This is a genomic window from Megasphaera hexanoica (assembly GCF_043520715.1).
GTDB lineage: Bacteria > Bacillota > Negativicutes > Veillonellales > Megasphaeraceae > Megasphaera > Megasphaera hexanoica.
Map to the genome: position 1 here is coordinate 638,527 of NZ_CP171361.1, position 24,614 is coordinate 663,140.

Sequence of the window (24,614 nt, forward strand, 5' to 3'; positions counted from 1 at the left end):
TCCTGCCGCATTTTTTATAGGGAGGAAGAGAAAATGAGCGTATCCATTGATATTGATCACGTGGTAAAGCGCTATGGGGACAATACGGTAGTAAAGGGATTGTCTCTTCATGTTAAGCCAGGGGAGTTTTTTACTCTGCTGGGACCATCGGGCTGTGGCAAGACGACGCTGCTGCGGATGATTATCGGGTTCAACTCTATTGAAGAAGGGGAAATCCGGCTGAATGGGAAGCGTATCAATGATGTGCCTGTAGAGAAACGGAATATGGGCATGGTGTTTCAGAACTATGCCATATTTCCCCATATGACGGTACGGGACAATGTGGCTTTCGGACTGCAGATGCGGGGGGCCGGGAAAGGCGATATAGAAAAACGGGTAGACGACATACTGAAAATTGTGAAAATTGACCATTTAAAGGACCGTATGCCTGCGGCTCTTTCTGGCGGCCAGCAGCAGCGGGTTGCCCTGGCGCGGGCTATCGTCATTCAGCCGGAAGTACTCCTAATGGATGAACCATTGTCCAATCTGGATGCCAAACTTCGGGTAGAAATGCGGAATGCGATAAAGAAAATCCAGCGTCATATCCACATTACGACGGTGTATGTAACCCACGACCAGGAAGAAGCATTGGCTGTATCAGATCGCATCGCTGTCATGAATAATGGTGTTATTCAGCAGATCGGGACGCCGCAGAATATTTACAAACGGCCGTTCAATACGTTTGTAGCCGGATTTATCGGTCTGTCCAATTTTCTCGATGCAAAGCTGCAAAAAGACGGGAATGCCCATACCCTGCATTTCAAAGATGGATATAACGTGACCATGGATAATCTCGATGAGTCGGCAAAAGATGGAGAGTCCGTCATCGTATCCGTACGGCCGGAAGAATTTTCTATTGTGCCGGCCGGTGAAAGGGGAATTTCTGCAGTCGTCGAAAGCAGCGTATTCCTGGGAATTGCTACTCACTATTTTATGAAATCGGATGATGGAAATAATCTGGAAGTCATCCAGTACCAGGGTGAAGGCAGTTATCTTCCCGATGGGACGGCCGTGAGTCTGCAGCTTAAGAGCGGCCGTATCAACGTATTCCATAGCGACAGTGCAGAAACGATGATAGAAGGTGGTCATAATGGCACAAACTAAACGATCTCATATTTCATTCTGGACCGTAATCAGTCTCTGGCTCTTTGCTTTTTTTGCCATTTTTGTTTTATATCCTCTGATACTCGTATTATATAAGAGCGTAGTGGACCCTGCTTCGGGCAGTGCGACGATGGCCTATTTTACCCGGTTCTTTACCAAGCCTTTTTATTGGGAAACCATGGTTCACAGTATGGAAGTCACGGTCGTCTCTACTATCCTGGCAGCTCTTCTGGGGCTTCCCATGGCTTATCTCATGCGGAGTATCAAGATAAAGGGGAGTGCCCTTCTCAATATCCTGATTGTCATTTCCTATTTGTCACCGCCGTTCATCGGAGCCTATGCCTGGATTCAGCTGTTGGGGCGCAACGGTGTCATCACCCAGTTTTTTAACCAGCTGTTTCATACATCGTTTAATGGTGTCTATGGATTTTCTGGTATCGTCCTCGTCTTTACCTTGCAGTCCTTTCCTTTGATTTATATATTTTTGTCCGGATCGCTCAAGACTTTCGATAATTCGCTGAATGAAGCGGCGGAAAGCCTGGGCTGTTCCCGCTTCACGCGGATGCGGCGGATCCTGGTACCTCTTCTGCTGCCGACGCTGTTATCCAGTTCGATGCTCGTCTTCATGCGGGTCTTTGCCGATTTTGGTACACCTATGCTGATCGGTGAAGGATTCAAGACCATGCCCGTACTGGTGTATACGTCCTTTATGGGAGAAGTCGGCGGTGATGATGGATTTGCTGCGGCTATCTGCGTCATCATGATTGTACTGACGGTGGTCATGTTCTTTGCCCAGCGTTATCTGGCGAACCGCAGTACCTATACGATGACAGCACTGAAGCCTATCGTAGCTGAAAAAGCATCGGGGTTGCGCAATATCATGGCTCATGGTATCGTGTATATAGTAACAGGGCTGGCTATTCTGCCCCAGCTCGTCGTCGTGTATACATCGTTTCTGCGCAGTAATGGCGGTCAGGTCTTTACTGGCGGGTATGCGCTCCAGAGTTATGAAGCGACGTTGTTCGCCAAAGATAACACGGTCATCTGGAACACCTATTTCCTGGGTATTGTCGCTATTGCAATCGTACTGGTCATGGGAGTTATCATTGCCTATCTGAGTGTACGGAAAAAGAATCTCCTCAACAGCATCCTCGATACGGTGACCATGTTCCCCTTCATTATTCCCGGGTCTGTACTGGGGATTTCCTTCCTGTTTGCCTTCAACAGTCCGCCTATCGTTTTAAGCGGTACGGCTCTGATCATGATTATTTCCTTTGCCATCCGGCGTATGCCTTACACCGTGCGTTCCAGCGTGGCAGCTCTGGGACAGATCAGCAAAAATGTAGAAGAAGCGGCTATTTCGCTGGGGGCTTCCGACATGACGACATTCCGCCGGATTACCCTTCCCATGATGATGCCCGGCGTCCTGGCAGGGGCCATTATGAGCTGGGTGACCATCATCAGTGAGCTTAGTTCTTCCATTATTTTATATACGACAGCCAATCAGACGCTGACTGTGTCTATTTATACCGAAGTCATCCGCGGTAATTACGGCAATGCATCAGCATATGCTACAATTCTGGCGCTGACCTCCATCTTGTCCCTGCTGATTTTCTTCAAGCTGACGGGACGGCGTGATATCAGTATCTGATTTAACTTTTAAGGAGGGGCGGTATGAGCAGACCACGCAGTTTTCATCTGTACTTACAACAGGTTTTTACTAAAGGGGCGGCACTGCTCATACTGTTCCTGATATGTTTATTCGTATCCTTTCTGGTCTGTTTTTATCAGGTACGCGTTGTAGATGGAACGGATGCCCATGCAGCAGAGGCAGAACAGGCCGTCAGCCGGGAGTGGAACCGCTGTGTGGCTATGTTGGATGAACTGGGCAGGAATCCTGTCCTCATCCGCGCCTTGCAGGACGGAAAGGCCGATCAGGAGCTGGCACAACAGTTGTATGACATAACGAACAGTGGTGTCGTCCGTGGTGATTTCCTCCTTTTAGACAGCAAAAGGAAACCGGTCATGACCAGCCTGTATCAGGATAATCTGGGGCTTGTCATGGAGAACCGGGATATACAGGACATGCTGCATCGGGCCGGGGCAGATGGTGTCAGGGATTTGCGTTATGGTCCGGTGATACTGCCGCTGCAACATAGTCAGCAGGAACAGTATTATCTTCTCAGGCCTGTGTGGGATGAAACAGGAACGGCAGGATACATCTTCCTTTTTTTCCGGCAGGAAGGATTCCAGGAGCTGACCGACGCATGGCCGGCAGAGCAGATTGTCATTATGGATACCCTCGATCACGTCGTTTTTTCAACGAACCCGCAGTTTGTAGATGCTATGGGTAAATTGCGCACGCCCCTGACCATGGAAGGGAAACAAACTGTTCAGGGTCGCAGTTATTATGTCAGCCGGCCGGCCCGGGGAGATAAACTTCAGGTCATTGCGTTCACGGCTATTCCCCATACAGATTCTCTGCTTCAGGCAGTACTTCTTTTCCTGGGATGTATTGGCATAGCGGCCTGTCTGGCTGTATTTCTGGTGGCGCGGAAACTGTCCCGTAAAGTATTGAAGCCATTGGATGGACTGCTGGTTGCTGTGCGGGAAGGGAAAAATGGAAATCTCGATTACCGGTTGGAACCAGAGCAGAGCCTGCAGGAATTTCAGGTCATTTATCAGGAATTTAACCGTATGATGAGGGAAATCCATCGTCTTATGGAACGCAATAAAGAACTGGCAGAACGGAAACGGCTCATGGAAGTGCGGAATCTGGAGGGACAGATGGATCCCCATTTCGCCTTCAATGTCATGGAAGGGCTGCGCTATGAAATTCTGTTTGATCCGAAAAAGGCATCGGAACTGGCTGTCTCCTTTGCCCGGCTGATGCGCTATAGTATCCATCGCGGTGAAGGTGATGTCAGTCTGGAAACGGATCTTCAGTACGTAAAAGATTATCTGGCTCTTCAAAAGATGCGCTTCGGCGAACGATTATCCTATGATGTTGTCATCGATCCGGATTTGTATCATTGCCAGATTCCCAAGCTGTTGTTGCAGCCTGTCGTAGAAAACAGTATTGTCCATGGACTGGAAAATGTACGGTCGATTCATATCAGCATTACTGGAAAAAGAGAAGAAGATATGCTCGTATTGTCAGTAATCGACAATGGTTCCGGTATCAGCCCTGAAAAAATGGCATCTCTCCGTCGTCTGCTGACATCGGACGTGGTAGCACCCAGCCATATCGGCCTGTATAACGTGCACCGCGTACTGCGGCTCCGATATGGCAGGACGGCAGGCATCCGCATTGAAGGAGATGCCCAGGGGTTCCGCGTTTTTCTGTCCCTGCCGATGGTAAAAGAAGAGGTGTCACATTATGACGATGTATAAGGTACTGCTCGTAGAAGATGAAGAGATTATCCGTAAAGGACTCATGTATCTGATGGACTGGGAAACGGAAGGCTGTGTCATCATAGGTGAGGCCGGAGATGGGGCAGAAGGTGCAGAAAAAATTCGTCAGATGAGACCGGATATCGTCATTACCGATGTGCGGATGCCTTTTATGAGCGGCCTGGATATGCTGGAACAGACCCGGTCTATACCGTATGCCGCCATTGTCATTTCTGGCTATGATGAATTTGAATATGCCCAGCGGGCGATTTCTCTGGATGTCACGGAGTATCTGCTGAAGCCAGTGGATTTTACCGCTCTCCAGAAAGCTTTGATGCGGGTAAAGGAAAAACTGGGTGCTCTTCGCCAGATGGAACAACAGGCACTGTTCCATCCGGTACAGATGAATCTGCCGGACGGGCTGCCGGAACCGGGAAACCGCTATGTGAAAAAAGTCTTGCAGATTATAGAGTCGCAGTATCCACAAAAAATCCTCCTGCAGAATCTCTGTGAAGACCTGGGCGTATCCAGTGTGTATCTGCAGACAAAGTTTAAGGAAGAAATGCATTATACCTTTCACGATTTTCTCAATCGCTATCGGATTCAGCAGGCGGTCAAAAAGATGAAGGAAACCGATTATAAGGTCTATGAAATCGCGGATATGGTCGGTTTTTCTGATTACAAATATTTTATACAAGTATTCAAAAAATACGTCGGCATGTCACCGAAAAAATTTTTTGAACGATCGGGTAGAATATGATGTGCTGTCTAAGTGGACATAAGGAGTAAGAGACTCTTGTCAGAATGTGTCTTTTCATGTTACAATACATACTGCTCATCGGAGGATGTATAACCGTAATGTATACAGCCGGATAAGATGTCGGCAGACGAAATATCGGAGGACAGGTCTCTGCGTACGGATACCTGTCGAAGTAAGATATGGATGTCCTGCCGGTTCTTGTCCGGCATTTTTGTTTGTGGAGGTGATGACCAATGGGGTATACAGAAGCTATGGAGCATAAGAAAAAGATACGTTGGGAAATATATTCTGCAAAAGCCTTCTATTTCCTCGGCGGTTTCGGTTTTACGGCCTGGGCATCTCTGATTCCTTTTTTGAAACATAATCTGGAAATACCCGATGACCACCTGGGCATTCTGCTCCTTACACTGGGAGCGGGGGCACTGGTCATGATGTTCTTTGCCGGTGCCATCGCGGCCCGGCTGGGATGCCGCCGTTCACTGACCGTGGGCGGTCTGGGTATGATTGTCTGTCTCAATGGGCTGTGCCATGCGCCGGTCTATGCCGGGGCGATAGGATTTGCTGTTATACTGGGAGCATCCCTGGGGCTTTCGGATGTGGTGGTCAATATCAATGGCATTTATATAGAGCGGAAAATCCACAAGAGGCTCATGTCGGGACTGCAGGCTATGTGGTCTCTGGGCAATTTTTCCGGCGCCGCTTTTTTCGCCCTGCTTCTCTCGTTGGGACTGCACTGGAAACTGGTGGCTCTGGCGGCGACTATGGTCATTGCCGGATGCTTGTTCTTTTTTGCTCCCCACCTGATGCAGAATCGGCAGGGAAATCGCGGGTCTTCCCATTTTGTGCGGCCTAAGCCGTATATTCTGCTTATCGGCGTCATCTGTACCATCTCCTTTCTTGTCGAAGGGTCTATCAATGACTGGAGTGGTGTATTCCTGACGACAGAAAAGGGAGTGGATATTTCTTATTCCGGGCTGGGTCTGACGCTGTTTACGGCAGCGGCCTTTCTCATGCGCCTGCCCGGTGATTCCCTGGTCATGCATTTTGGCAGCCGGCATATTCTGACCGTTTCTCTGCCCATCGCCTTTACCGGATTTCTTGGCATTTTATTCCTGCCACCGGGACCGCTGCTCTTTTTGGCATTTATTCTGATTGGCGTGGGTTGTGCCAATACGGTACCGGTCTTTTACTCACTGCTGGGTACGCAGAAGGTCATGCCTGTGGCGGATGCTGTTTCGGCGGTCAGTACCATCGGCTATGTGGGGATTCTGCTGGCTCCGGCTGTTCTCGGCTTTATCGGCCGTGCCTTCAGCCTGTATGCTTCCTTCGGCTTGGTCACGGTTCTTCTGGTCGTCATGTCGGTCATAGCTCTGCGGCTCTTAAAGAATGTTTGACGTTTGAAACATTGGTTTTAAATTAAAGTCCATCCACATCAAACTTTCAACTTCAAACTCAAAAAAGCGGCTGTCTTCGGACGACAGCCGCTTTTTTTATGCATCAATCAGTTTTCCCGGATTGAGGATGTTGTTAGGATCCATGGCCCGTTTGATGGTTTTCATGATAGCCAGTTCTCCTTTAGGTGTAAATTCTTCCATGTACTTGAGCTTCTTGGCTCCGATGCCGTGTTCACCAGCCAGGCGTCCACCGACGCTGTAGGCATAGGCGTATACCTGCTGATGGAATTTTTCGACGCTCGTTTCCCATTCTTCGTCGCTCATATCCATCTTGCACAGGACGATGTGCAGGTTGCCGTCGCCGATGTGGGCATTAATCTTGACCTGGAACGGGTAATCTTCGCCGATTTCCATGATTTTTTCGATGGTCGAAGCGATTTTGTGGACCGGTACGACGACGTCATCGGTGAGGAAGACTTTGCTGACCATTTCACACGATGTCTGGACATTGCGGCGCATATTCCAGATGCGTTCATCCGCTTCGAGGACATCGACGGCGCCTGATTCTTCACAGATGGTGCAGACACTTTCCATCTTGCTGTCCAGTTCGTCTTCACGGAACGTTTCTACGGTGATGATGACGTAAATGCCGTCTTCATAGTGAGGCATATCCGAATAGTGGCAATAATCGGCGGTGTCACGGACATAGGAGTTATCCATGTATTCCACGCTGGTCGGGTCGATGCCGGCCTTAAGCAGTTTGGGAACCATGTACAGCGCTTTGCGCGGGTCTGTGTACACGGCGAGGACGTCAAACCGGTACGGCGGCAGGGGAATGAGTTTGACTGTGACTTTAGTGATGATGCCCAGCGTTCCTTCGCTGCCGATGATGAGCTGTTCCAGGTCGTAGCCGGTGGAGCATTTCTTCAGGATGCGGCCGCATTCGACGATATCGCCGGTCGGCGTGACCATTTCCAGACAATAGACCTGATGACGTGTGACGCCGTAGCGGACGGCTTTGAGGCCGCCGGCGTTGGTTGCCAGATTGGCGCCAATCATGCAGCTTTCTGCACTGGAGGGGTCTCCGGCGTAGAGCAGGCCATGAGCTTTGGCTTCTTTCTGCAGATCTACCGTACGCACGCCGGCTTCGACGGTCATATACATGCCTTCTTCATTGAGTTCAATGATTTTGTTGAGCCGTTCCATGCACAGGACAAGGCCGCCGCAGACAGGGATGGCACCGTCGGCCAGGCTTGTGCCGCCACTGCGGACGGTAATGGGAAAATGATATTCATTGGCCAGTTTGACAATCTGGGAAATTTCTTCGGCATTGGCCGGGATGACGGCTGCTTCCGGTAGATGGAAGCGGCGCGGGTCCGTTTCGTAATCTGTCTGGTACTGGAGCAGTATGTCTTTATCTGTTTTTACGTAAGAAGGGCCGGTAATGGCTTTGAGTTTTTCAATGATTTCCGGTGTGATGGGCTGATACGTTTCCATAATGATCCTCCTGTCATAAAGTAATCTGATTATGCGTATATTCTATCACATTTCTGCAGGCTGGAAAGAGTCATTTCCTATTCTTATTTGCAATGTGTAATTATGTTTGCTAGACTATACCGAAAAGGAGTGATTTATATGGACATGGGATTGCAGGATAAAGTTGTCGTTATTACCGGTGGGAGTGAAGGTATCGGATTTGCAGCTGCCAGAGCTTTTATTGCCGAAGGGGCCTATACCGCTATATGTGGACGCAGAAAAAACGTATTGGCGCATGCCGTGGCAGAACTGGGGCCGCGGGCTTTTGGCGTATCGTGTGATATGACAAAGGAAGACGATGTCCATGACTTTGCCCGACGCGTCTTTGATACGTTCGGCCGCATAGACGTATGGGTTAATAATGTCGGTGCGACCATTGCCCGGAAGGGGACGTGGTATACGGGAGAAGAAATTGACCGGACCTATGCCGTCAATTTCAAATCCGTCGTCATGGGAAGCCAGGCAGCCGTACCCTATTTGTCCCGTCAGGGCGGGGTCATTGTCAATGTGGCATCTCTGGCGGCGCGGTGTGCGACATCCGGGCGGGCTACGCTCTATGGAGCGTTTAAAGCAGGTGTTGTCAACTTCACCAATACCTTTGCCGGGGAAGTGGCGTCAAAGCACATCCGTGTCGTATCCATACTGCCGGGATTTACGCTGACGCCGCTGGTCCGGGCGACCATTGCCCCTGCTGATCTGGAAAAGCAGAGCCGTACCTGCCTCTTGCGCCGGGCCGCTTCAACGGAAGAAATTGCCGGACCTATTGTCTTTCTGGCCAGCTCCCAGGCTTCCTATATGACGGCAGCGTCTCTTGAGATTTCCGGCGGCCGTAGTGTGACCCTGAATCCGGGGTATTCCTATGGGGAATAATGACATTCTAAAAATAAAATTGAATTATGTTCTAATTTTTTAAAAGTCCACTTGACAAGTGCTGTTTTAAAGTGTACTATGTTCGTAAACATTGGAAACGCCAAGACCGGAACAAGTACACGCAGGCGGTCAGACAGAGAGCAGGAATCCAGGCTGAGAGTTCCTGCAGAAGCCAAATGCGCTGGAATGCCTCCGCGAGCGGATGTGCCGAATCGAGTAGGCTCATACGGATTTCCCACGTTACGGGGGCCGAGATACAGCATTTGCTGTAAGCAGAGTGGAACCACGGACCACCGTCTCTGTCATGGGGACGGTGTTTTTTTTGTCTCTAAATGGGAAAAACGAGGATATTTCGCCAATGTTTCAAAACATATTTTAAAAATTCATGAAATGTGATGGGAGTAATAGAGGAGGATATGACTATGACACAGAGTAAAAAAGAATTAGTATTAGCCGCTATGGATAACAAGCCGGTAGACCGTGTTCCTGTGGGATTCTGGTTTCATTTCCTGGGAGATGAAATCCATTCCGATTCGTTTCAGCATCCGGAATTGATCGAACAGCTCTATGCGGGACAGACGAAATACATCGAAACGGCCAAGCCGGATTTTGTAAAAATCATGACCGATGGATTCTTTCCTTATGAAAATAGAACGGCATTCAATCTGAAAAGCGCGGCCGATTTCAAGCGGATCCAGCCCCTTGCTGACGATGATCCGTGGTTTACGACGCAGATTGCCTATGCAAAGAGACTGACCAGTAAATACGGTAATGACGTAGCCATGTTTTACAATCTCTTCTGCGCCGGTACGACAGTGAAATTCATGCTTCCCGATATTACCCAGGGCGATGCCTGGCTGAGCCGTCTTATACAGGAAGATGCAGACGCCGTCCGTCAGGGACTCGATGTCATTTCCGGAGATTTGGCAAAACTGGCCCGCCGGATTATTACCGAAGGCGGCGTGACCGGTATTTACTTCAGTCTCCAGAATCTGCTCGGTGAGGGAATTACGAAAGATGTTTACGATCAGGTGCTGGCGCCGGGTGAAAAACAGATCCTCGCCGCGGCTAACAGTGCAAGCGATTACAACATCCTCCATATCTGCGGCTGGTCCGGCCACCGCAATGATCTGACCTGGTATGCCGATTACGATGTGAAGACCATTAACTGGGCGGCTGTCGTCGAAGGCGTGCCTCTGGAAGAAGGAAGGAAGATTTTTGGCGGCCGGGCTGCTCTCGGCGGATTTGGCAATCTGGAAACGGAAGTACTGTACAATGGTACGAAAGAAGAAGTACAGGCCGAAACGAAGCGTATCCTGGACCATGCCGGACGGCAGGGCGTCATCCTCGGTGCAGACTGCACGGTGCCGCGCGATACGGACTGGCAGCGTTTTGAATGGGTACGGGAAGCTGCAAAATAATAGATATTATAACGGGTAAAGCATATAGGGGGAATATATCATGAATATAAAAAAATTAGGGAAATTTGTCATCACAGCCGCTTTGATTGGTGTCGTCGCAGCCGGCCTTGCCGGATGCAGCAAGAAAGATAGTGCTGCAGCCGGCGATGGCGGCAAGAAAAAAGTCGTCAACGTAGCGTATACGAATTACTATGTACCTTATGATTTCGTCAATGACAAAGGAGAAGCCGACGGCTTTGAAGTAGCAGTCATGAAAGAAGTTGCCAAAAAACTGCCGCAGTACGAATGGAAATTCACGCCGACCTCGGACGACGATCTTCTGATCGGTGTCGAATCGGGGAAATACACCATTGGTACCAAGGGCATCTGGAAAACGGCAGCCCGGGAAAAGAAATATCTCTTTACTGATAATTACATCGGTGCCAGCGTCATAGGCCTGGTCATCCGCAAAGATGAAGCCGATAAAGTAAAAGACATGGATTCCTTTGCCCAGTACAGTGGCAAACTCGTGCCGATTGCCCCACAGGATGCGCGCTACATGGTCATTGATACATACAATAAAGAACATCCGGATAAGCCCATCGACCTGAAATCGTCGGAAGCATTCCAGATTGCCGATGCCTACAGCTGGGTCATGGAAGGCCGCTATGATGCCTATCTGGAAGTTGAACTGAGCTACAAGAACAATATCGTCAAAGACGACGCTCCGTACCATCAGTTCAACGATCAGCTGACCTATATCCGCTACAAAGGTATCCCGACTTATCCGCTGATCAATAAGAAAGAAACGAAATTGAAAGACGAAGTCGATCAGGCTATCAAAGAACTTCGTGATGAAGGAAAGATTGCCGAACTGGAACAAAAATATTTTGGTGAAAGCCTGTCCCAGTATATCGGACAGTAAGTGAGAGGAGGAGTGCTTTGTGAATAGTACGAGAGTATTTGATCCGTCCATGATCGTACAGGTCATACCGGACCTTCTGTCCTATCTGGACGTGACTTTGCTCGTAGCCGTCACAAGTATCCTCCTCGGCTCTCTGCTGGGGATGATACTGGCCTGGGCCAGGACGGGTCACCACCGCGTGCTGCGCTGGATTGCCAACGGTTACATCTATATCATGCGCTGCACGCCCTCCATTGTCCTGTTGTTCATCGTATTTTACGGTCTGCCGAAACTGGTGGAGTCGATGACCGATTATGATATCAACGATACAAACCGTGCCGTCTTTGCCATCATCACCTTTACGTTGTTATTTGGCGCCTATATTTCTGAAGTATTCCGGGCCGCCTATCAGGCTGTCCCCAAAGGGCAGTATGAAGCGGCAGTCAGCATTGGCCTGACCCCGTTTCAGGCATTCCGCCAGGTCATGCTGCCCCAGGCTACAGTCATAGCCCTGCCGAACTTTGGCAATTCCGTCATCAATTTGCTGAAAGAAGGGGCCCTGGCCTACACCATCGGCCTCATCGATATGATTGGCAAGGGAAATCTGATCATTGCCCAGAACTTTGGGGCATATGGTGTGGAAATTTATCTGGCCTGCATGATTGTCTACTGGATTATGACGACCTGCATTGCCAAGGGATTCCTCCGGTTGGAAGAACATCTTGACAAAGGGCAGAGCCTGCGGGCAAAGAATCCGGCACAGGCAAAAGCACGCATACTGCCTGTATGGAAAAGCGTACCGGCGCTGATGCGGCGCATTCAGCGTCAGGGCTAGAAAAAGGAGTAACCATATGGAACTGGATTATACATTTATGATAGAAACCTTTTATAAGGTATGGGGGGGGGCATTGGCACGACACTGGGACTGACAGCCCTGAGTCTCCTCATTGCGGCACCGATTGCGTTTTATATGGCGGTCCTCCGCATTAAAGGCAATCTCATCGGCAGTGGCATTACCCAGGCTTATATATCCTTTGTCCGGGGTACGCCTATTATTCTGCAGATTCTGCTTCTTTATAGCCTGCTCCCAAGCTTTCTCAACGTCGTTGTCAAAGCATTGGGCTCAGACTTCAATGTCTTCGACAGCGTCGACCCGTTCTGGTATGCGGTTGTCGTCTTTTCCCTGAATACCATCGCCCTTTTGGCAGAAGTATTCCGCTCGGCTCTGCTGAGTATCCCTAAGGGACAGCTTGAAGCCGGCGTTTCTATCGGCCTTTCGGAATTCCAGACATACTGTAAAGTCATCATTCCCCAGGCTATGGTCGTAGCGCTGCCGGCGGTCTGCAATATTACGGTCAATCTGATCAAAGGGACTTCCCTGGCATTCCTTATGACTGTCAAAGATGTCCTGGCTATCGGAAAAATTGCCGCTTCCTATGGTTATAACTATATCGAATCGTACCTGGATGTGTTTATTGTATATCTCATCGTATGTACGGTCATCCAGCTGGCATATAAATTTGCAGAACAGCATGTAGGTGCCTTCCGGGCCGGTGCATAAGAAAGGAGATTTATCCCATGTTATTGTCAATTAAGCATGTCCGCAAGAGCTTTGGCGATCTGGAAGTACTGAAAGACGTGCATATGGATATTGAAAAAGGCGACGTTGTCGTCATTCTGGGCCCCAGCGGGTCGGGCAAGACGACATTCCTGCGCTGCCTGAATTTTCTGGAAAAGGCCGATGCCGGGGAAATGGATTTTGCCGGTATGCACATCGATCTCAGCCATCCTTCGACAAAAGATATTACGGCCGTGCGGAAAAAGACGGCTTTCGTATTTCAGGGATACAACCTCTTTGCCAATAAGACGGTCCTTGAAAATGTGACTCTCGGTCTGACTACGGGCAGGGGAATGAAAAAAGCTGATGCCGAAGCCATTGCCCGCGACGCGTTGCAGCGTGTCGGCATGGCGGAACGGATGGACTATTATCCGTCCCAGCTTTCCGGCGGCCAGCAGCAGCGCGTAGGAATTGCCCGGGCCATGGCTGTCAAGCCCGATGTCATCCTGTTTGATGAACCGACATCGGCCCTTGATCCGGAACTGGTCGGGGAAGTACTGAAAGTCATGCGGGACCTGGCAAAAGCCGGAACGACCATGATTGTCGTGACCCATGAAATGAAATTTGCCCGCGATGTGGCAACCCACGTTATTTTTATGGATGGCGGTGTCATCGTCGAAGAAGGGACGTCGGAAGATATTTTCGAGCATCCCAAAGAAGAACGGACTAAAAAGTTCCTGCACCGCGTCCTCTGCCATACTTACGAATAATCAGAGAGGAGCTATTTCTGACAGAACTTGTACGGAAAATAGTTCCTCTTTTCATTATGTGTATTGACGCAACAGACAAACCTGTATATGATGATGGTATCTAAAGGAGGAATGCAATATGGCTTTTACAGAAGAACAGAAACTGACAGATCATCTGCAGCACTTTATTGCCTGTCAGACCATTTCTAATGAAGATTTGGATAAAGTGGACTGGCGGGAATTTACCAAGCTTCATGCCCTGCTGGAAGCCTACTATCCTGTTATATATAAACTGTTTGAAGTCATTCCGGTTGGCCGGGCGGGCCTGCTGTTTCATTATGATTCGGGCCATCCGGAAAAAACGCCGCTCGTACTCAGCGCCCATCAGGACGTAGTCGAACCGGGAGCCCTGGAACTCTGGAAGAAAGAACCTTTTTCCGGCGCTTATGAAGATGGCATCATCTGGGGACGGGGTACGACAGACTGCAAACACCTCTTCCTGGCAGAAATGGAAGCCGTGGAAGCCGCCTTTTCCGATGGATTCCGTCCTTCCTATGACCTCTACATTGCACTGGGATACAGTGAAGAAATTTATACCATCAGCGGGGAAGACGGCGGACGGCTTCTCAAGGAAGCACTGGCGGCACGGGGCGTTCATCAGATCGTTCTCTTTGACGAAGGCGGCAGTGTGACGACCGACGATAAGGGGCACCGCATTGCCCACGTCGGTCTGGGAGATAAGTCGCAGATTGTCTACGAACTCTATAAAGACGGGACAGGCGGCCATTCCAGTGTACCGGGACTGCATACGGATATGGGAGCTCTGGCCCGCTGCATCGTGGCACTGGAAGATCATCCCCGTCCGTATAAACTGACGGATTTATCCCGGGGTCAGCTGAAAGGTATGGCTAAACTGGAAACGGGGGATAAACAGCGGATTTTCAGTGACCCCGACCGGTACTGGGATGAAGTGTGTGAACTGGCCCGTCAGGATGCCCGCCTCGATGCGCTGCTCCATACGACGATATGTGTGACCATGGCCCAGGGAGCCCAGCAGCCTAACGTCATCCCGGCACACGTAAGCGCTACCATCAGTGCCCGCGTACTTCCCGGGGAAACGGGGGACGAAATTCTGGCGTATATCCAGCAGCACCTCACCGGTGGCATTCAGGTCCGCTGCGTATCCGGCATCGACCCGGTCAACGAAGACACCCCGGACAGTGAAGAATTCCGTCTGGTCGAACAGACTATCCACGATGTATACGGCGACGATGTCATCGTCATGCCGGAACTGATGCTGTTTGCGACAGATTCCCGCTATTATAAGGACATTGCTAAACACATCTTCCTTTTCAGTGGCTATGAACAGGACGATACGTGGGGGCCCATGCACGGTGTCAACGAACGCATTCCTGCTGCCGCACTTCCGGGATCTCGTAATTTCTTCCGCAGACTGATGGAAAATTACAATGCATAACAGAATAAGCCTAAAAAAAACTGGTTCATGGAGTATTTTGTTCCATAAGCCAGTTTTTTTACTTATACGAAAGATAGCATGTTGTATTGCTTCATGCGGCGGATATCCTCTTTGGAAATCATCAGAGATTTGATGAGGTCGTCTGTTTCCGGGAGAATTTTTTTTGAAATAAGCATTTTGGTAGCGACGGGCATTAATGGTCGGGAAGAAACGCCGAATCCCATGGCCCATTTGGTGGGAGCATCTAAAAACGACGCGAGGACACGGATAATATATTTTTCTATATAGGTATCCTGATTCTGGAATTCCATAGTGGTCAGGGCGTCGTAATGGGATATTGTTCCTGTATAAGTGTTTTCACAATTCTGATATTCATCATAATTCTTTATATTCATGTACATGATGGCTGGAAATATATGCTGATTTTCCGGAAATACATCGATAATCGTGCGGTTCAGATGGTTATTACGGCCATCATACATATATATGTACATGTGATTCAGATTTTTGAAGAAATTGGGAACGGTTACAGTTTCTGTTGGGACATTTTCCGGTGGCATGTATAATAACTGCTCGAGGCGGACCTGTAATACCTGTGCAATATCGAACAGGGTATCCAAATCCAAAGAAATTTTACCGCTTTCATATTTGGAAACTGTTGCTTTGCTCTTACAGATACGATCCGCCAGTTCCTGGACGGTCAGCTTATTCTTTTTCCGGAATGTACGGATTGCCTTACCCGTATTTTCTGTTACCAGAGACATGAAATCACCTCTGATGTCATTGTACACGTTTTTTTGTTTCTTTAAAATATTCAAAATAAAAAAAACAATTGAAAAAACATGTCTTCTGATGAAATTGGAAGATGATTGGCTCTTATGTTTCGCTTAAAGAAACATAATGACTATGTTTATGTCTTTAAACGAAACATAGGGGCTTTTGCCAGTGGACATCGGAACTGATATAGTATGAGCATAAACAGAGCGCTCTTACCTATAATAATTATAATTCTGAATAATCACATATTTGTAGAAAATTGGTAAATATGTGGCATGCCGGTATAGTATAAAATATTTGCCGGGGGATGCATTTCTTGATATAGTAATTATAGCAAGGCGTCTTATGGTATATTTTTTAGCAAGGGAGAGTGGGATACATGAAGTATAATTTTGATGAAATCGTCGATAGGAGACATACGAATGCACTCAATACGGATGGGTTCCGTGGCTACATTTTCCATGATTTTGAAGGGAAAAAGACCTTTCCGTTCAAGGACGATGAATTTGTCCGCATGTGGGTAGCCGATATGGAATTTGCCATGTGCCCGGCTATTATCCAGGCAATCAAAGACCGGGCCGACAAGCGCATTATCGGATACAGCCAGGTGTTTGAACCGGAATTTTTCCAGGCTTACAATGCCTGGAGTGAAAAGATGTACGGCTGGACCTATCCGAAAGAAGAAATCTGCTTTTCCCTGGGAATCATACCGGCTTTGTATACGCTGGTAGATCTGCTCCTGGGCGACCATGATTATGCCATCATCAATACGCCGGCATACGGATATTTTCAACACCCTGTCGATGAACGGCACAAACACGCTATTCATAATAAGATGAAATGCGATGACGAAGGCAACTGGTCCATCGACTTTGATTCCCTCGAACGGGATGCAGCCAACCCGCTGGCCAAGCTTCTCATCTGGTGTAATCCCCAGAATCCGACGGGACGCGTCTGGACGGAAGAAGAACTGCGGAAAGTAGCAGCTATTGTAGAAAAATATAATCTCTGGATCATCAGTGATGAAATCCATTGTGATATACTCCGGCAGGGTGTCCATCACATTCCTATGGCTAAAATTATGCCGGATTATCAAAAACTGATTACTTGCACGTCAGCTTCCAAGTGCTTCAATATGGCTGGTATGATGTTTGCCGAAATCATCATCCGCGATAAAGGGCTGCGCGATCTCTATATCGGTACGACCAATGCCTATGCTATGAACGTAAATCCCCTTTCTATCGCCGCCCATCAGGCAGCTTACGAACACGGGAGTGAATGGCTGGACCAGCTCAAGACGTATCTGGACGGGAATTTCCAGTTTGTGAAGGACACTCTGGACAGAGAACTCCCGGATATCACCTTCCAGATTCCACAGGCAACCTATCTGGCATGGGTCAACATGAATCCGTATCTCGGCGATGTGGAAGATATTCCTGACTTTATGGCCAATAAAGCCGGCGTACTGCTGGAAGGAGGAGATGCGCTCTTTGTCGATAACGCCAAGGGCTATATCCGCCTCAATCTGGCCATGCCGCGCTCTATCATAGCCGAAGGGATGAAACGCATCGTCAAGGCCATCAAGGAACGATAATAGGGATTGTCAGGCAGAAACGGTGTCAGTCAGATGGGAGATGAGCTGATGGATTACCAGAGTGAATACATGAGCAAACGCTGTACACCGCAGCAGGCAGTGCAGCTGATCCGCGACGGGGACTGGGTCGATTACACCCAGGGTATTACCTTTCCCCAGCTTCTCGATGAGGCCCTGGCAGAACGGACAGGGGAATTGGCCGATGTGAAGATCCGCTGCATGTTCTGCCTGAAACGGCCGCAGATATTGGAAAAAGATCCCCATAGCGTATCTTTTACGTATCATACCTGGCATAGCAGCCAGATAGACCGCAGGGATGTCAATGAAGGCCGGGCTTATTTCGCCCCGATTCAGTACAGTCATCTGGCAGAATATTACCGCCGGGGAATGGCACCGGTCGATGTTGTCATGATGACCGTTTCTCCTATGGACCGTCATGGGAACTTCAGTTTTGCCTGCAATCCGTCGGCCACTCAGGGCGCTCTCGATGCAGCAGACCGCATCATCGTCGAAGTTAACCCCAACCTGCCGGAAGCGTACGGCCTGGGAGGAGATTTTATTCATATTTCCGATATTGATGCTATCGTGGAAAGTGATGTACCGGTGCTTATGGCACCCAATCCGCCCGTACAGGAAATCGATAAGAAAATTGCGGCCTGGCTGCTCCCCTATCTGAAAGACGGTATGACGCTGCAGATCGGTGTCGGCGGTATTCCCAATGCCCTGGGGATGCTCATTGCCGATTCGGATCTGAAAGATCTGGGCATGCATACGGAATATCTCAGTGATGGCTGCCTGAAACTGTATGAGGCAGGGAAGATAACGAATCGCAGAAAAGAACTCCTGCCGGGCAAAGGCGTGTATGGTACTTGTGCCGGCAGCACGGAACTGTACGATTTCGTCGATCACAACCGGGCATTACTATCAGCCCCTATTGAATATGTCAATCACGTGGATCAGATCCGTCAGCTGAACCAGTTCGTTTCTATCAATGGCTGCCTGGCCGTCGATTTATATGGACAGGTTTGCTCGGAATCGGCTGGCCTCTGGCATATCAGCGGCTCGGGGGGACAGGTCGATTTTATTAGCGGTGCCTTCTGGTCTCCTCATGGGCAGGCCTTTCTGACTATGCCTTCGACGTATACAGACCGGCAGGGTATCGTACATTCACGCATACAGCCGTTTTTCTCACATGGCGATATCGTTACGACGGTACGGGCCATAGCTCCGTGTATCGTAACGGAATACGGGATAGCAGAACTGGAAGGCAGGACGACGTGGCAGCGGGCAGAAGCGCTCATTGCCATTGCCCATCCCGATTTCCGCGAATCTCTGATCCGTGCGGCGGAAGCCCAGCACATATGGCGCGCTTCTCATAAACGATAATATTACTATCAATAGATAAAAGAGAGGGGGCCGCAACATGAACGGGAATGTTCATGTTGCGGCCCCCTCTCTTTTTATTTAATTACGATTCCTGGAGGGATGTGTATATTTTTTCCAGATTGTCTTCCATGACAGAAAGGTACGTTTCGTCCTCGTCTCCTTCTTCCAGCGTATCTATCGATTCCAGGCTGGCTCCTGTTTCCTGGGCCAGGGTTTCCGCTATTTTGGGACTTTCCATGTTTTCTACGAAAATGGTCTGGACATGGGCGGCTTTGCAGGCATCAGCCAATTCTGTCATATGACGGGCACTGGGTTCTCCCGAGGCAAAGACATTAGTCAGACTGAGCTGGCGGAGGCCGAAGTCCCGGGCCAGATACGCAAAGGCTGCATGACCGGTGACGAACGTCCGGGATGGGGCCGTATTAAATTTCAGCTGGTACCGGGCGTACAGCGCATCTGTTTTCTGAACAAATTCCATATACCGCTGGGTATAATAGTCTGCATGGTCCGGGTCAGCTGCGGCGAAAGCATCGCGTATGTTGCGCGCTTCTATCTTGGCATTTTTCAGACTCAGCCAGACATGAGGATCGGCCTGTTTTTCCGGCTTCCGGCCGGGCAGAATCTGCTTCATTTCTACATAGTGGATATCGGCTCCGTCTGATGCCGTGACAACAGCAAGCTGTTCATTTCCCGCTGCTTCTACCGCTTTATCAGCCCAGGTTTCCAGTCCACAGCCGTTGATGATAAAGATACGGGCCTGGGATAAGGCCGTCAAATCGGATGATTTAGGCTGGAAGTCATGCGGTTCTTCCCCTTCCGGTATGATCATGTGGATATCGACCTTGTCTCCGCCGATGGCATGGGCCAGTTCTCCCATAGCGTGGAAGGAAACGACGACCGGGAGTTTTCCCGCTTCTGGAGGAGGTGTTTTTTTGTTTTCCGGGGCACATCCGCCGAGCAGGAGAAGCAACAGGATAGTGAATATATAGAAAAGACGTTTCATACAGGCAGCTTCCTATCTTATAAATGAAAAAGATATATAAATGCAAATCACTTGCACTTGCGGTTAGGATTAGGATATAATATATTACACTACTTGTCAATATACAGAGGAGACTGCCTTATGATTACCATATCTCATGTCTATTACGCATATGAAACGGGGACACCCTATTTGCTGCGCGATTTGAATCTGACTATCCACAATGGGGATTATATCTCTATTGTAGGAGAAAACGGATCTGGAAAAAGTACCTTCATAAAATTGCTTCTCGGGCTGTTAAAGCCATCCAGGGGCACACTGGTCAATGATTTCAAGCGGACCAGCTACGTGCCCCAGCGGTTTGAAACGCTGAACCGCCAATTTCCCATTACGGTGCGTGAAGTGATGAATACATACCGTAAAGTCCTCGGCATAAAGGATAAAGAAGCGGTCAGCCATTATCTGGGGCTCATGAAAATGGATGCCTACGGGGAATCACTCATCGGAAACCTGTCAGGCGGGCAGTGCCAGAAAGTATTCATTGCCCGGGCTCTCATGGCCCATCCAGACCTTCTCATACTGGACGAGCCGTCTACGGGAATTGATGTCAAGTCCCAGGCAGAATTATATCCGTTCCTGAAACAGCTCAATACAGAGCATGGCATCACCATCGTCACAGTGGAACATAATCTGCGGGCGGCTATGCGCAATTCCCAATATATGTACCACGTAGCCGGTGGCAGCGGTCATCTCTGCTCGCCTGATGAGTATATCCGCGAATATGTTTCTGAAAATACAGGGAGTGAATCCTATGTTTGAATACACCTTTATGCAGAATGCCTTTATCGTAGCTCTTCTCATATCTCTCGTCTGTCCCATGATAGGCATGTTCCTCGTCCTGCGCCGCTACTCTATGATTGGAGATACCCTGGCCCATGCATCGCTGGCAGGGGTTGCCGTGGGACTCCTCATCGATGTCAATCCTATTATCAGCGCGTTTTGCCTGACCAGCTTTTTTGGCGTTCTCATCGAAGTGCTGCGCAACATGTTCCGCCGCTACGCCGAACTCGTGCTGATTATCGTGCTGTCACTTTCCGTCGGCATTGCCATTACCATCATCAGTGCCGGACTGGTCCATACGAATGTAGAGTCCTTCCTGTTTGGCAGTATCCTTACCGTATCGCAAGCGGATGTATGGTCTGTGGTCATCCTCAGTATCATTTCCCTCACTACGATTCTCTGGCTGTATCCCCAGCTGGTCATGATTACCTTTGATGAAGACGGGGCCCGCATCGCGGGCATCCGCTGCCGGGCTATTAATTACATTTTTGCCATTCTCGTAGCCGCGACGATTTCTGTTTCTATCCGCATCGTCGGTATCCTGGTCATCAGTTCACTCATTGCTCTGCCGGTAGCAACGGCGCTCCAGCTGCAGCAGGGGTTCCGCCGTACACTGCAGTGGTCTGTCGTATTCAGCTTTATCGATATTTTATCCGGACTGTTTGTTTCGTATTGGATTGATGCGGCACCAGGTGGCGTGACGGCTATTACTTCCGTATTGCTGCTGCTTCTGGTCATTGCTGGCAGACAGCTGCGGACGGTATTGGAAAAACGGCCGGAAGGGGTGTAACAGGATGGCAGAATTGCAAAAATATGATTTGTGTCTCCATAAATATGGCATGAAAAATACGCGGCCCCGGCGCTGGGTACTGGAAGTGCTCCTGCAGCAGCAAGGACTGGTGACGGCGGAAGAAATTTATCAGAAGCTCCTGGCCGGAGGGGCATCGGTCAATGTTTCTACAGTATACCGCGTACTCGATTTATTTGAAGAAAAAAAACTGGTGGAAAAAGATTTCCTGCCGGAAGTGCGCCGCTACGGGTATTTTTTGCGCGTACCCGGTCATATTCATCACCTCATCTGCATCCGGTGTCATAAAAAAGTAGATATTTCGGCCTGTCCTCTTTCGGCTTTTGAAAAACAGGTTGCAGCAGAAACAGGATTTGAACTGGTAGGGCACCGGTTGGAATTATACGGGCTGTGCCGGGATTGTCAGGAAAAGGAAAAACGGGAGGGAAAAGAATACCATGAATAGTCAATGGATTGAAGAACATCTGACGCCATATCTTCCGGCCGGCACGGACTTGTCCATCTATTGCCGCCCATTGGAGCAGGGGACTCCCGTTGTCTATCATGAACGGGTCCTGCCGTCGGCCAGTCTGATAAAATTACCCATCATGAGTACATTGTTCCGCAAGGACAAGGAAGGGACGGTATCTTTTTCGGAAAAGCTGCGGATTACCAGTCCCGTAGAAGGCGGATCCTATTATAAACGGGGCGGGACACTGGCCACGATTTCCGAGCTGATTTTTCATATGATCGTCGAAAGCGACAATACGTGTACCAACGTTCTCATCGACCGCCTGGGAATGGATGCGGTCAACGAGGAAATCCGGCGTCTGGGAATGACTCACACTATCCTGCAGCGCAAGATGATGGACTTTATCGCCAGCCGGGATGGCCGGGAAAATATGACGACCGTGTCCGATATGGGGCGCTTTTTTTCGCTCCTTTCACGAGGACATGCCGTCGATGCCGCCCGGGATCAGCGCATGCTGGATATCCTGAGCCATCAGGAAGATAACTGCATCCTACCGGCCCAGCTGCCTCATACGGTACGGGTGGATCACAAGACGGGGGAACTGGATGGCATATACCATGACTGTGGACTCATTTATGCTCCGTCCGGACCGTTCATTTTATGCCTCATGGCGGATGGCGTATCCGATGAACCCCGTCTGTTTTATGGGCTTTCGTATTTTACCCGGGCGGTATATGATGAACTGGCCCGGTCATAGAAACACGGCAATCAGATATATTCAGACATATTATAAATTTTTTAGAATACTTTTCTACAAAAAGGCTGTAGAAATCATGCGCATATGATATAATAAGATATTCAATAATATGTGGCAGTCATATGCCAGACGGAATAGGGGAGAGAAATAGTGGCAGAAAAGGAAACATCACAGCAGGCTCCGGTGCCACAGGAATATATCGTGCCGCTGGCAGGTGTTTTCAAGGTCCTTGGTGACCCGACGCGCCTGCGCATCCTGCAGGCACTGATGGGAGGAGAGTGTTGTGTCAGTGATCTGGCGGACAAACTGGTCATGGAACAATCGGCCGTATCCCACCAGTTGCGTGTCCTCCGGGATGCGGCGCTTGTCCAGTTCCGGCGTCAGGGAAAAACGGTTTATTACTCCCTTGCCGATGAACACGTATATACCCTGCTGAAAGTAGGGCTGGAGCATGTGGCGGAATGAGCCGTAGCTGAGAGAGAAGGATTTATATGTATATTTGTTTGATGCGTCACGGTAAAGCGGAACCATACAGGGACGGGCAGGATGACAGCGGACGCGTTCTGACCAGCCGGGGTATACAGGATGTCCGTGATATGGCGGCATTGGCCCGGAAATGGTGGCCCGGTGGTACGACCCGCATCTGGACGAGCCCGCTTATCCGGGCCTGTCAGACGGCAGATATCATGAGCCAGTCCCTGCAGCCGGCCGCCATCCGCACGGATTGCTACATAGGCGATGGCGACCTTTCCGGCCTGTATGAGGAGCTGAAGGCCTTGCCGGAAATGGATACACTGCTGATTGTCGGACATCAGCCGTATCTGGACCGGTGGACCGAAGCCTGGACCGGTTCTTCTGCAGGATTCAAGACGGCCAGTATGGCCCTGGTTTCGTATGATCCCTATGATGGGAACTTCGGAAAGGGAAAATTGCTTTTATATCTGCACCCGGCTGGCGCGCGCCTGTTCCTGGGACAGGCTGCCCAGTAATGTGATTTTGACTCTTGGGAGGTTTTATATATGAAACATGTGTTATCGATTGCCGGTACAGATCCGTCCGGTGGTGCCGGTGCGGCAGCGGACTGCAAGACCTTTTGTGCCCACGGCTGTTTTGCCCTCAATGTTATTACGGCTGTTGTTTCGCAAAATACACAGGGCGTACGCGGATATATGGATGTAACGCCGGATCTCATTGCCGACCAGATTGATGCTGTCTTTGAAGATATCGACGTAGATGCCGTCAAAATAGGCATGGTAAGTGTGCCGGAAACGATTCGCGTCATTGCCGATAAACTCCGGCAGTATCAGCCGCGCTTTGTCGTCATTGATCCGGTCATGGTAGCTACCAGCGGACACCGGCTGCTCGTCCCCGAAGCGGAACAGACGCTGAAAGAAGTCCTGCTTCCACTGGCCGATGTCCTTACGCCAAACATTCCTGAAGCAGAAGTGCTGACGGGAAAGACGATAGAAAACCTGTCCGACATGGAAGATGCGGCTAAAGCTATCAGTGCCATGGGTGCCAGGGCCGTCCTGGTCAAAGGCGGGCACCGCGTGGAAGATGCTACGGACATTTTATTTGACGGTCAGGAACTCCATTACTTCAAGGGCAAACGCGTAGACAGTACGAGTACCCACGGTACAGGCTGTTCGTTGTCAAGCGCCATTGCTTCAGACCTGGCTAATGGCATGAGCCTTGCCGATGCCGTGGCGGAAGCCAAGCAGTATGTGTATGAAGGGATTGCCCATGCCGAACCGATTGGCAAGGGGCACGGACCGATCCATCATTTCTATGAATTATATAAAAAGGCGGGCCTGCAATAGCCCCGGTGTGAGGTG

At 49.6% G+C, this 24,614-nt stretch carries 24 protein-coding genes; 21 read left to right on the forward strand and 3 right to left on the reverse strand.

Going from position 1 to position 24,614, the window contains the following annotated elements; all coding sequences use genetic code 11:
* Positions 1–33: 33 nt before the first annotated feature.
* From ACGTIC_RS02945 to ACGTIC_RS02965, 5 genes are all read left to right on the forward strand, one after another.
* Complete coding sequence (locus ACGTIC_RS02945) at positions 34–1,143, forward strand: ABC transporter ATP-binding protein (RefSeq protein WP_113855337.1); 1,110 nt, start codon at positions 34–36, stop codon at positions 1,141–1,143.
* On the forward strand, positions 1,130–2,794 hold the full coding sequence (locus ACGTIC_RS02950) for an iron ABC transporter permease (RefSeq protein WP_113855338.1): 1,665 nt from the start codon (positions 1,130–1,132) through the stop codon (positions 2,792–2,794). Before ACGTIC_RS02945 ends, ACGTIC_RS02950 begins: the two co-directional genes overlap by 14 nt.
* A gap of 23 nt (positions 2,795–2,817) precedes the next feature.
* Positions 2,818–4,536: a sensor histidine kinase gene (locus ACGTIC_RS02955; protein WP_059077040.1), complete on the forward strand. Its 1,719-nt coding sequence runs from the start codon at positions 2,818–2,820 to the stop codon at positions 4,534–4,536.
* The gene (locus ACGTIC_RS02960; RefSeq protein WP_206084848.1) at positions 4,523–5,296 is read left to right on the forward strand and encodes a response regulator; all 774 of its coding nucleotides are present in this window, start codon (positions 4,523–4,525) and stop codon (positions 5,294–5,296) included. The genes ACGTIC_RS02955 and ACGTIC_RS02960 overlap by 14 nt, the downstream gene beginning before the upstream one ends.
* Before the next feature lie 233 nt (positions 5,297–5,529).
* Positions 5,530–6,690: a sugar MFS transporter gene (locus tag ACGTIC_RS02965; RefSeq protein ID WP_257536622.1), complete on the forward strand. Its 1,161-nt coding sequence runs from the start codon at positions 5,530–5,532 to the stop codon at positions 6,688–6,690.
* A 96-nt stretch (positions 6,691–6,786) separates the two neighbouring features.
* On the opposite strand, the gene ACGTIC_RS02970 is transcribed toward ACGTIC_RS02965, so the two are convergent.
* On the reverse strand, positions 6,787–8,187 hold the full coding sequence (locus ACGTIC_RS02970) for an FAD-binding oxidoreductase (RefSeq protein ID WP_059077039.1): 1,401 nt from the start codon (positions 8,185–8,187) through the stop codon (positions 6,787–6,789).
* A gap of 138 nt (positions 8,188–8,325) precedes the next feature.
* On the opposite strand from ACGTIC_RS02970, the gene ACGTIC_RS02975 reads away from it, so the two are divergent.
* The 7 genes from ACGTIC_RS02975 (at position 8,326) to ACGTIC_RS03005 (ending at position 15,184) form a co-directional block, all read left to right on the forward strand.
* A complete protein-coding gene (locus tag ACGTIC_RS02975; RefSeq protein WP_113855339.1) occupies positions 8,326–9,096 on the forward strand; it encodes an SDR family NAD(P)-dependent oxidoreductase in 771 nt (256 codons plus the stop codon).
* A 422-nt stretch (positions 9,097–9,518) separates the two neighbouring features.
* On the forward strand, positions 9,519–10,517 hold the full coding sequence (locus tag ACGTIC_RS02980) for a uroporphyrinogen decarboxylase family protein (protein ID WP_113855340.1): 999 nt from the start codon (positions 9,519–9,521) through the stop codon (positions 10,515–10,517).
* Positions 10,518–10,557: 40 nt separating this feature from the next.
* Positions 10,558–11,421, forward strand: a complete 864-nt coding sequence (locus ACGTIC_RS02985) for a transporter substrate-binding domain-containing protein (protein WP_059077036.1) — start codon at positions 10,558–10,560, stop codon at positions 11,419–11,421.
* A gap of 19 nt (positions 11,422–11,440) precedes the next feature.
* Positions 11,441–12,235, forward strand: a complete 795-nt coding sequence (locus ACGTIC_RS02990; RefSeq protein ID WP_234995414.1) for an amino acid ABC transporter permease — start codon at positions 11,441–11,443, stop codon at positions 12,233–12,235.
* 60 nt (positions 12,236–12,295) lie between these two features.
* The gene (locus tag ACGTIC_RS02995; protein WP_394542145.1) at positions 12,296–12,961 is read left to right on the forward strand and encodes an amino acid ABC transporter permease; all 666 of its coding nucleotides are present in this window, start codon (positions 12,296–12,298) and stop codon (positions 12,959–12,961) included.
* A 17-nt stretch (positions 12,962–12,978) separates the two neighbouring features.
* Complete coding sequence (locus tag ACGTIC_RS03000; protein ID WP_059077034.1) at positions 12,979–13,728, forward strand: amino acid ABC transporter ATP-binding protein; 750 nt, start codon at positions 12,979–12,981, stop codon at positions 13,726–13,728.
* A 118-nt stretch (positions 13,729–13,846) separates the two neighbouring features.
* On the forward strand, positions 13,847–15,184 hold the full coding sequence (locus ACGTIC_RS03005; protein WP_257536623.1) for a M20/M25/M40 family metallo-hydrolase: 1,338 nt from the start codon (positions 13,847–13,849) through the stop codon (positions 15,182–15,184).
* 62 nt (positions 15,185–15,246) lie between these two features.
* On the opposite strand, the gene ACGTIC_RS03010 is transcribed toward ACGTIC_RS03005, so the two are convergent.
* Complete coding sequence (locus tag ACGTIC_RS03010; RefSeq protein WP_113855341.1) at positions 15,247–15,948, reverse strand: helix-turn-helix domain-containing protein; 702 nt, start codon at positions 15,946–15,948, stop codon at positions 15,247–15,249.
* A gap of 392 nt (positions 15,949–16,340) precedes the next feature.
* Here ACGTIC_RS03010 and ACGTIC_RS03015 point away from each other — a divergent pair, with 392 nt between their 5' ends.
* Together ACGTIC_RS03015 and ACGTIC_RS03020 are read left to right on the forward strand one after the other, a co-directional pair.
* A complete protein-coding gene (locus ACGTIC_RS03015; protein ID WP_075581871.1) occupies positions 16,341–17,555 on the forward strand; it encodes a MalY/PatB family protein in 1,215 nt (404 codons plus the stop codon).
* Positions 17,556–17,603: 48 nt separating this feature from the next.
* Complete coding sequence (locus tag ACGTIC_RS03020) at positions 17,604–18,941, forward strand: acetyl-CoA hydrolase/transferase family protein (RefSeq protein WP_113855342.1); 1,338 nt, start codon at positions 17,604–17,606, stop codon at positions 18,939–18,941.
* 82 nt (positions 18,942–19,023) lie between these two features.
* Here ACGTIC_RS03020 and ACGTIC_RS03025 read toward each other — a convergent pair whose 3' ends face one another.
* Entirely contained in the window at positions 19,024–19,944 is a 921-nt protein-coding gene (locus ACGTIC_RS03025) for a metal ABC transporter solute-binding protein, Zn/Mn family (RefSeq protein ID WP_075581873.1), read from the reverse strand.
* 120 nt (positions 19,945–20,064) lie between these two features.
* Here ACGTIC_RS03025 and ACGTIC_RS03030 point away from each other — a divergent pair, with 120 nt between their 5' ends.
* The 7 genes from ACGTIC_RS03030 (at position 20,065) to thiD (ending at position 24,599) form a co-directional block, all read left to right on the forward strand.
* A complete protein-coding gene (locus ACGTIC_RS03030; RefSeq protein ID WP_059077026.1) occupies positions 20,065–20,742 on the forward strand; it encodes a metal ABC transporter ATP-binding protein in 678 nt (225 codons plus the stop codon).
* Positions 20,735–21,553 carry a metal ABC transporter permease gene (locus tag ACGTIC_RS03035; protein ID WP_075581874.1) on the forward strand — a complete coding sequence of 273 codons (819 nt, stop codon included), beginning with the start codon at positions 20,735–20,737 and terminating at the stop codon, positions 21,551–21,553. Before ACGTIC_RS03030 ends, ACGTIC_RS03035 begins: the two co-directional genes overlap by 8 nt.
* 4 nt (positions 21,554–21,557) lie before the next feature.
* The gene (locus tag ACGTIC_RS03040; RefSeq protein WP_059077024.1) at positions 21,558–22,016 is read left to right on the forward strand and encodes a Fur family transcriptional regulator; all 459 of its coding nucleotides are present in this window, start codon (positions 21,558–21,560) and stop codon (positions 22,014–22,016) included.
* Positions 22,009–22,779, forward strand: a complete 771-nt coding sequence (locus ACGTIC_RS03045) for a serine hydrolase (protein WP_113855343.1) — start codon at positions 22,009–22,011, stop codon at positions 22,777–22,779. Before ACGTIC_RS03040 ends, ACGTIC_RS03045 begins: the two co-directional genes overlap by 8 nt.
* Before the next feature lie 150 nt (positions 22,780–22,929).
* A complete protein-coding gene (locus ACGTIC_RS03050; RefSeq protein WP_059077022.1) occupies positions 22,930–23,244 on the forward strand; it encodes a helix-turn-helix transcriptional regulator in 315 nt (104 codons plus the stop codon).
* Between the two features lie 26 nt (positions 23,245–23,270).
* A complete protein-coding gene (locus tag ACGTIC_RS03055) occupies positions 23,271–23,768 on the forward strand; it encodes a histidine phosphatase family protein (protein WP_113855344.1) in 498 nt (165 codons plus the stop codon).
* A gap of 30 nt (positions 23,769–23,798) precedes the next feature.
* On the forward strand, positions 23,799–24,599 hold the full coding sequence (gene thiD / locus ACGTIC_RS03060) for a bifunctional hydroxymethylpyrimidine kinase/phosphomethylpyrimidine kinase (RefSeq protein WP_113855345.1): 801 nt from the start codon (positions 23,799–23,801) through the stop codon (positions 24,597–24,599).
* The last annotated feature ends 15 nt before the right edge of the window (positions 24,600–24,614 follow it).

Excerpts from the sequence above, each read along its gene's own strand:
- ACGTIC_RS02945 (WP_113855337.1), top strand. The coding sequence starts at position 34 with ATGAGCGTATCCATTGATATTGATCACGTGGTAAAGCGCTATGGGGAC.
- ACGTIC_RS02950 (WP_113855338.1), top strand. The coding sequence starts at position 1,130 with ATGGCACAAACTAAACGATCTCATATTTCATTCTGGACCGTAATCAGT.
- ACGTIC_RS02955 (WP_059077040.1), top strand. The coding sequence starts at position 2,818 with ATGAGCAGACCACGCAGTTTTCATCTGTACTTACAACAGGTTTTTACT.
- ACGTIC_RS02960 (WP_206084848.1), top strand. The coding sequence starts at position 4,523 with ATGACGATGTATAAGGTACTGCTCGTAGAAGATGAAGAGATTATCCGT.
- ACGTIC_RS02965 (WP_257536622.1), top strand. The coding sequence starts at position 5,530 with ATGGGGTATACAGAAGCTATGGAGCATAAGAAAAAGATACGTTGGGAA.
- ACGTIC_RS02970 (WP_059077039.1), bottom strand. The coding sequence starts at position 8,187 with ATGGAAACGTATCAGCCCATCACACCGGAAATCATTGAAAAACTCAAA.
- ACGTIC_RS02975 (WP_113855339.1), top strand. The coding sequence starts at position 8,326 with ATGGACATGGGATTGCAGGATAAAGTTGTCGTTATTACCGGTGGGAGT.
- ACGTIC_RS02980 (WP_113855340.1), top strand. The coding sequence starts at position 9,519 with ATGACACAGAGTAAAAAAGAATTAGTATTAGCCGCTATGGATAACAAG.
- ACGTIC_RS02985 (WP_059077036.1), top strand. The coding sequence starts at position 10,558 with ATGAATATAAAAAAATTAGGGAAATTTGTCATCACAGCCGCTTTGATT.
- ACGTIC_RS02995 (WP_394542145.1), top strand. The coding sequence starts at position 12,296 with ATGGGGGGGGGCATTGGCACGACACTGGGACTGACAGCCCTGAGTCTC.
- ACGTIC_RS03000 (WP_059077034.1), top strand. The coding sequence starts at position 12,979 with ATGTTATTGTCAATTAAGCATGTCCGCAAGAGCTTTGGCGATCTGGAA.
- ACGTIC_RS03005 (WP_257536623.1), top strand. The coding sequence starts at position 13,847 with ATGGCTTTTACAGAAGAACAGAAACTGACAGATCATCTGCAGCACTTT.
- ACGTIC_RS03010 (WP_113855341.1), bottom strand. The coding sequence starts at position 15,948 with ATGTCTCTGGTAACAGAAAATACGGGTAAGGCAATCCGTACATTCCGG.
- ACGTIC_RS03015 (WP_075581871.1), top strand. The coding sequence starts at position 16,341 with ATGAAGTATAATTTTGATGAAATCGTCGATAGGAGACATACGAATGCA.
- ACGTIC_RS03020 (WP_113855342.1), top strand. The coding sequence starts at position 17,604 with ATGGATTACCAGAGTGAATACATGAGCAAACGCTGTACACCGCAGCAG.
- ACGTIC_RS03025 (WP_075581873.1), bottom strand. The coding sequence starts at position 19,944 with ATGAAACGTCTTTTCTATATATTCACTATCCTGTTGCTTCTCCTGCTC.
- ACGTIC_RS03030 (WP_059077026.1), top strand. The coding sequence starts at position 20,065 with ATGATTACCATATCTCATGTCTATTACGCATATGAAACGGGGACACCC.
- ACGTIC_RS03035 (WP_075581874.1), top strand. The coding sequence starts at position 20,735 with ATGTTTGAATACACCTTTATGCAGAATGCCTTTATCGTAGCTCTTCTC.
- ACGTIC_RS03040 (WP_059077024.1), top strand. The coding sequence starts at position 21,558 with ATGGCAGAATTGCAAAAATATGATTTGTGTCTCCATAAATATGGCATG.
- ACGTIC_RS03045 (WP_113855343.1), top strand. The coding sequence starts at position 22,009 with ATGAATAGTCAATGGATTGAAGAACATCTGACGCCATATCTTCCGGCC.
- ACGTIC_RS03055 (WP_113855344.1), top strand. The coding sequence starts at position 23,271 with ATGTATATTTGTTTGATGCGTCACGGTAAAGCGGAACCATACAGGGAC.
- thiD (WP_113855345.1), top strand. The coding sequence starts at position 23,799 with ATGAAACATGTGTTATCGATTGCCGGTACAGATCCGTCCGGTGGTGCC.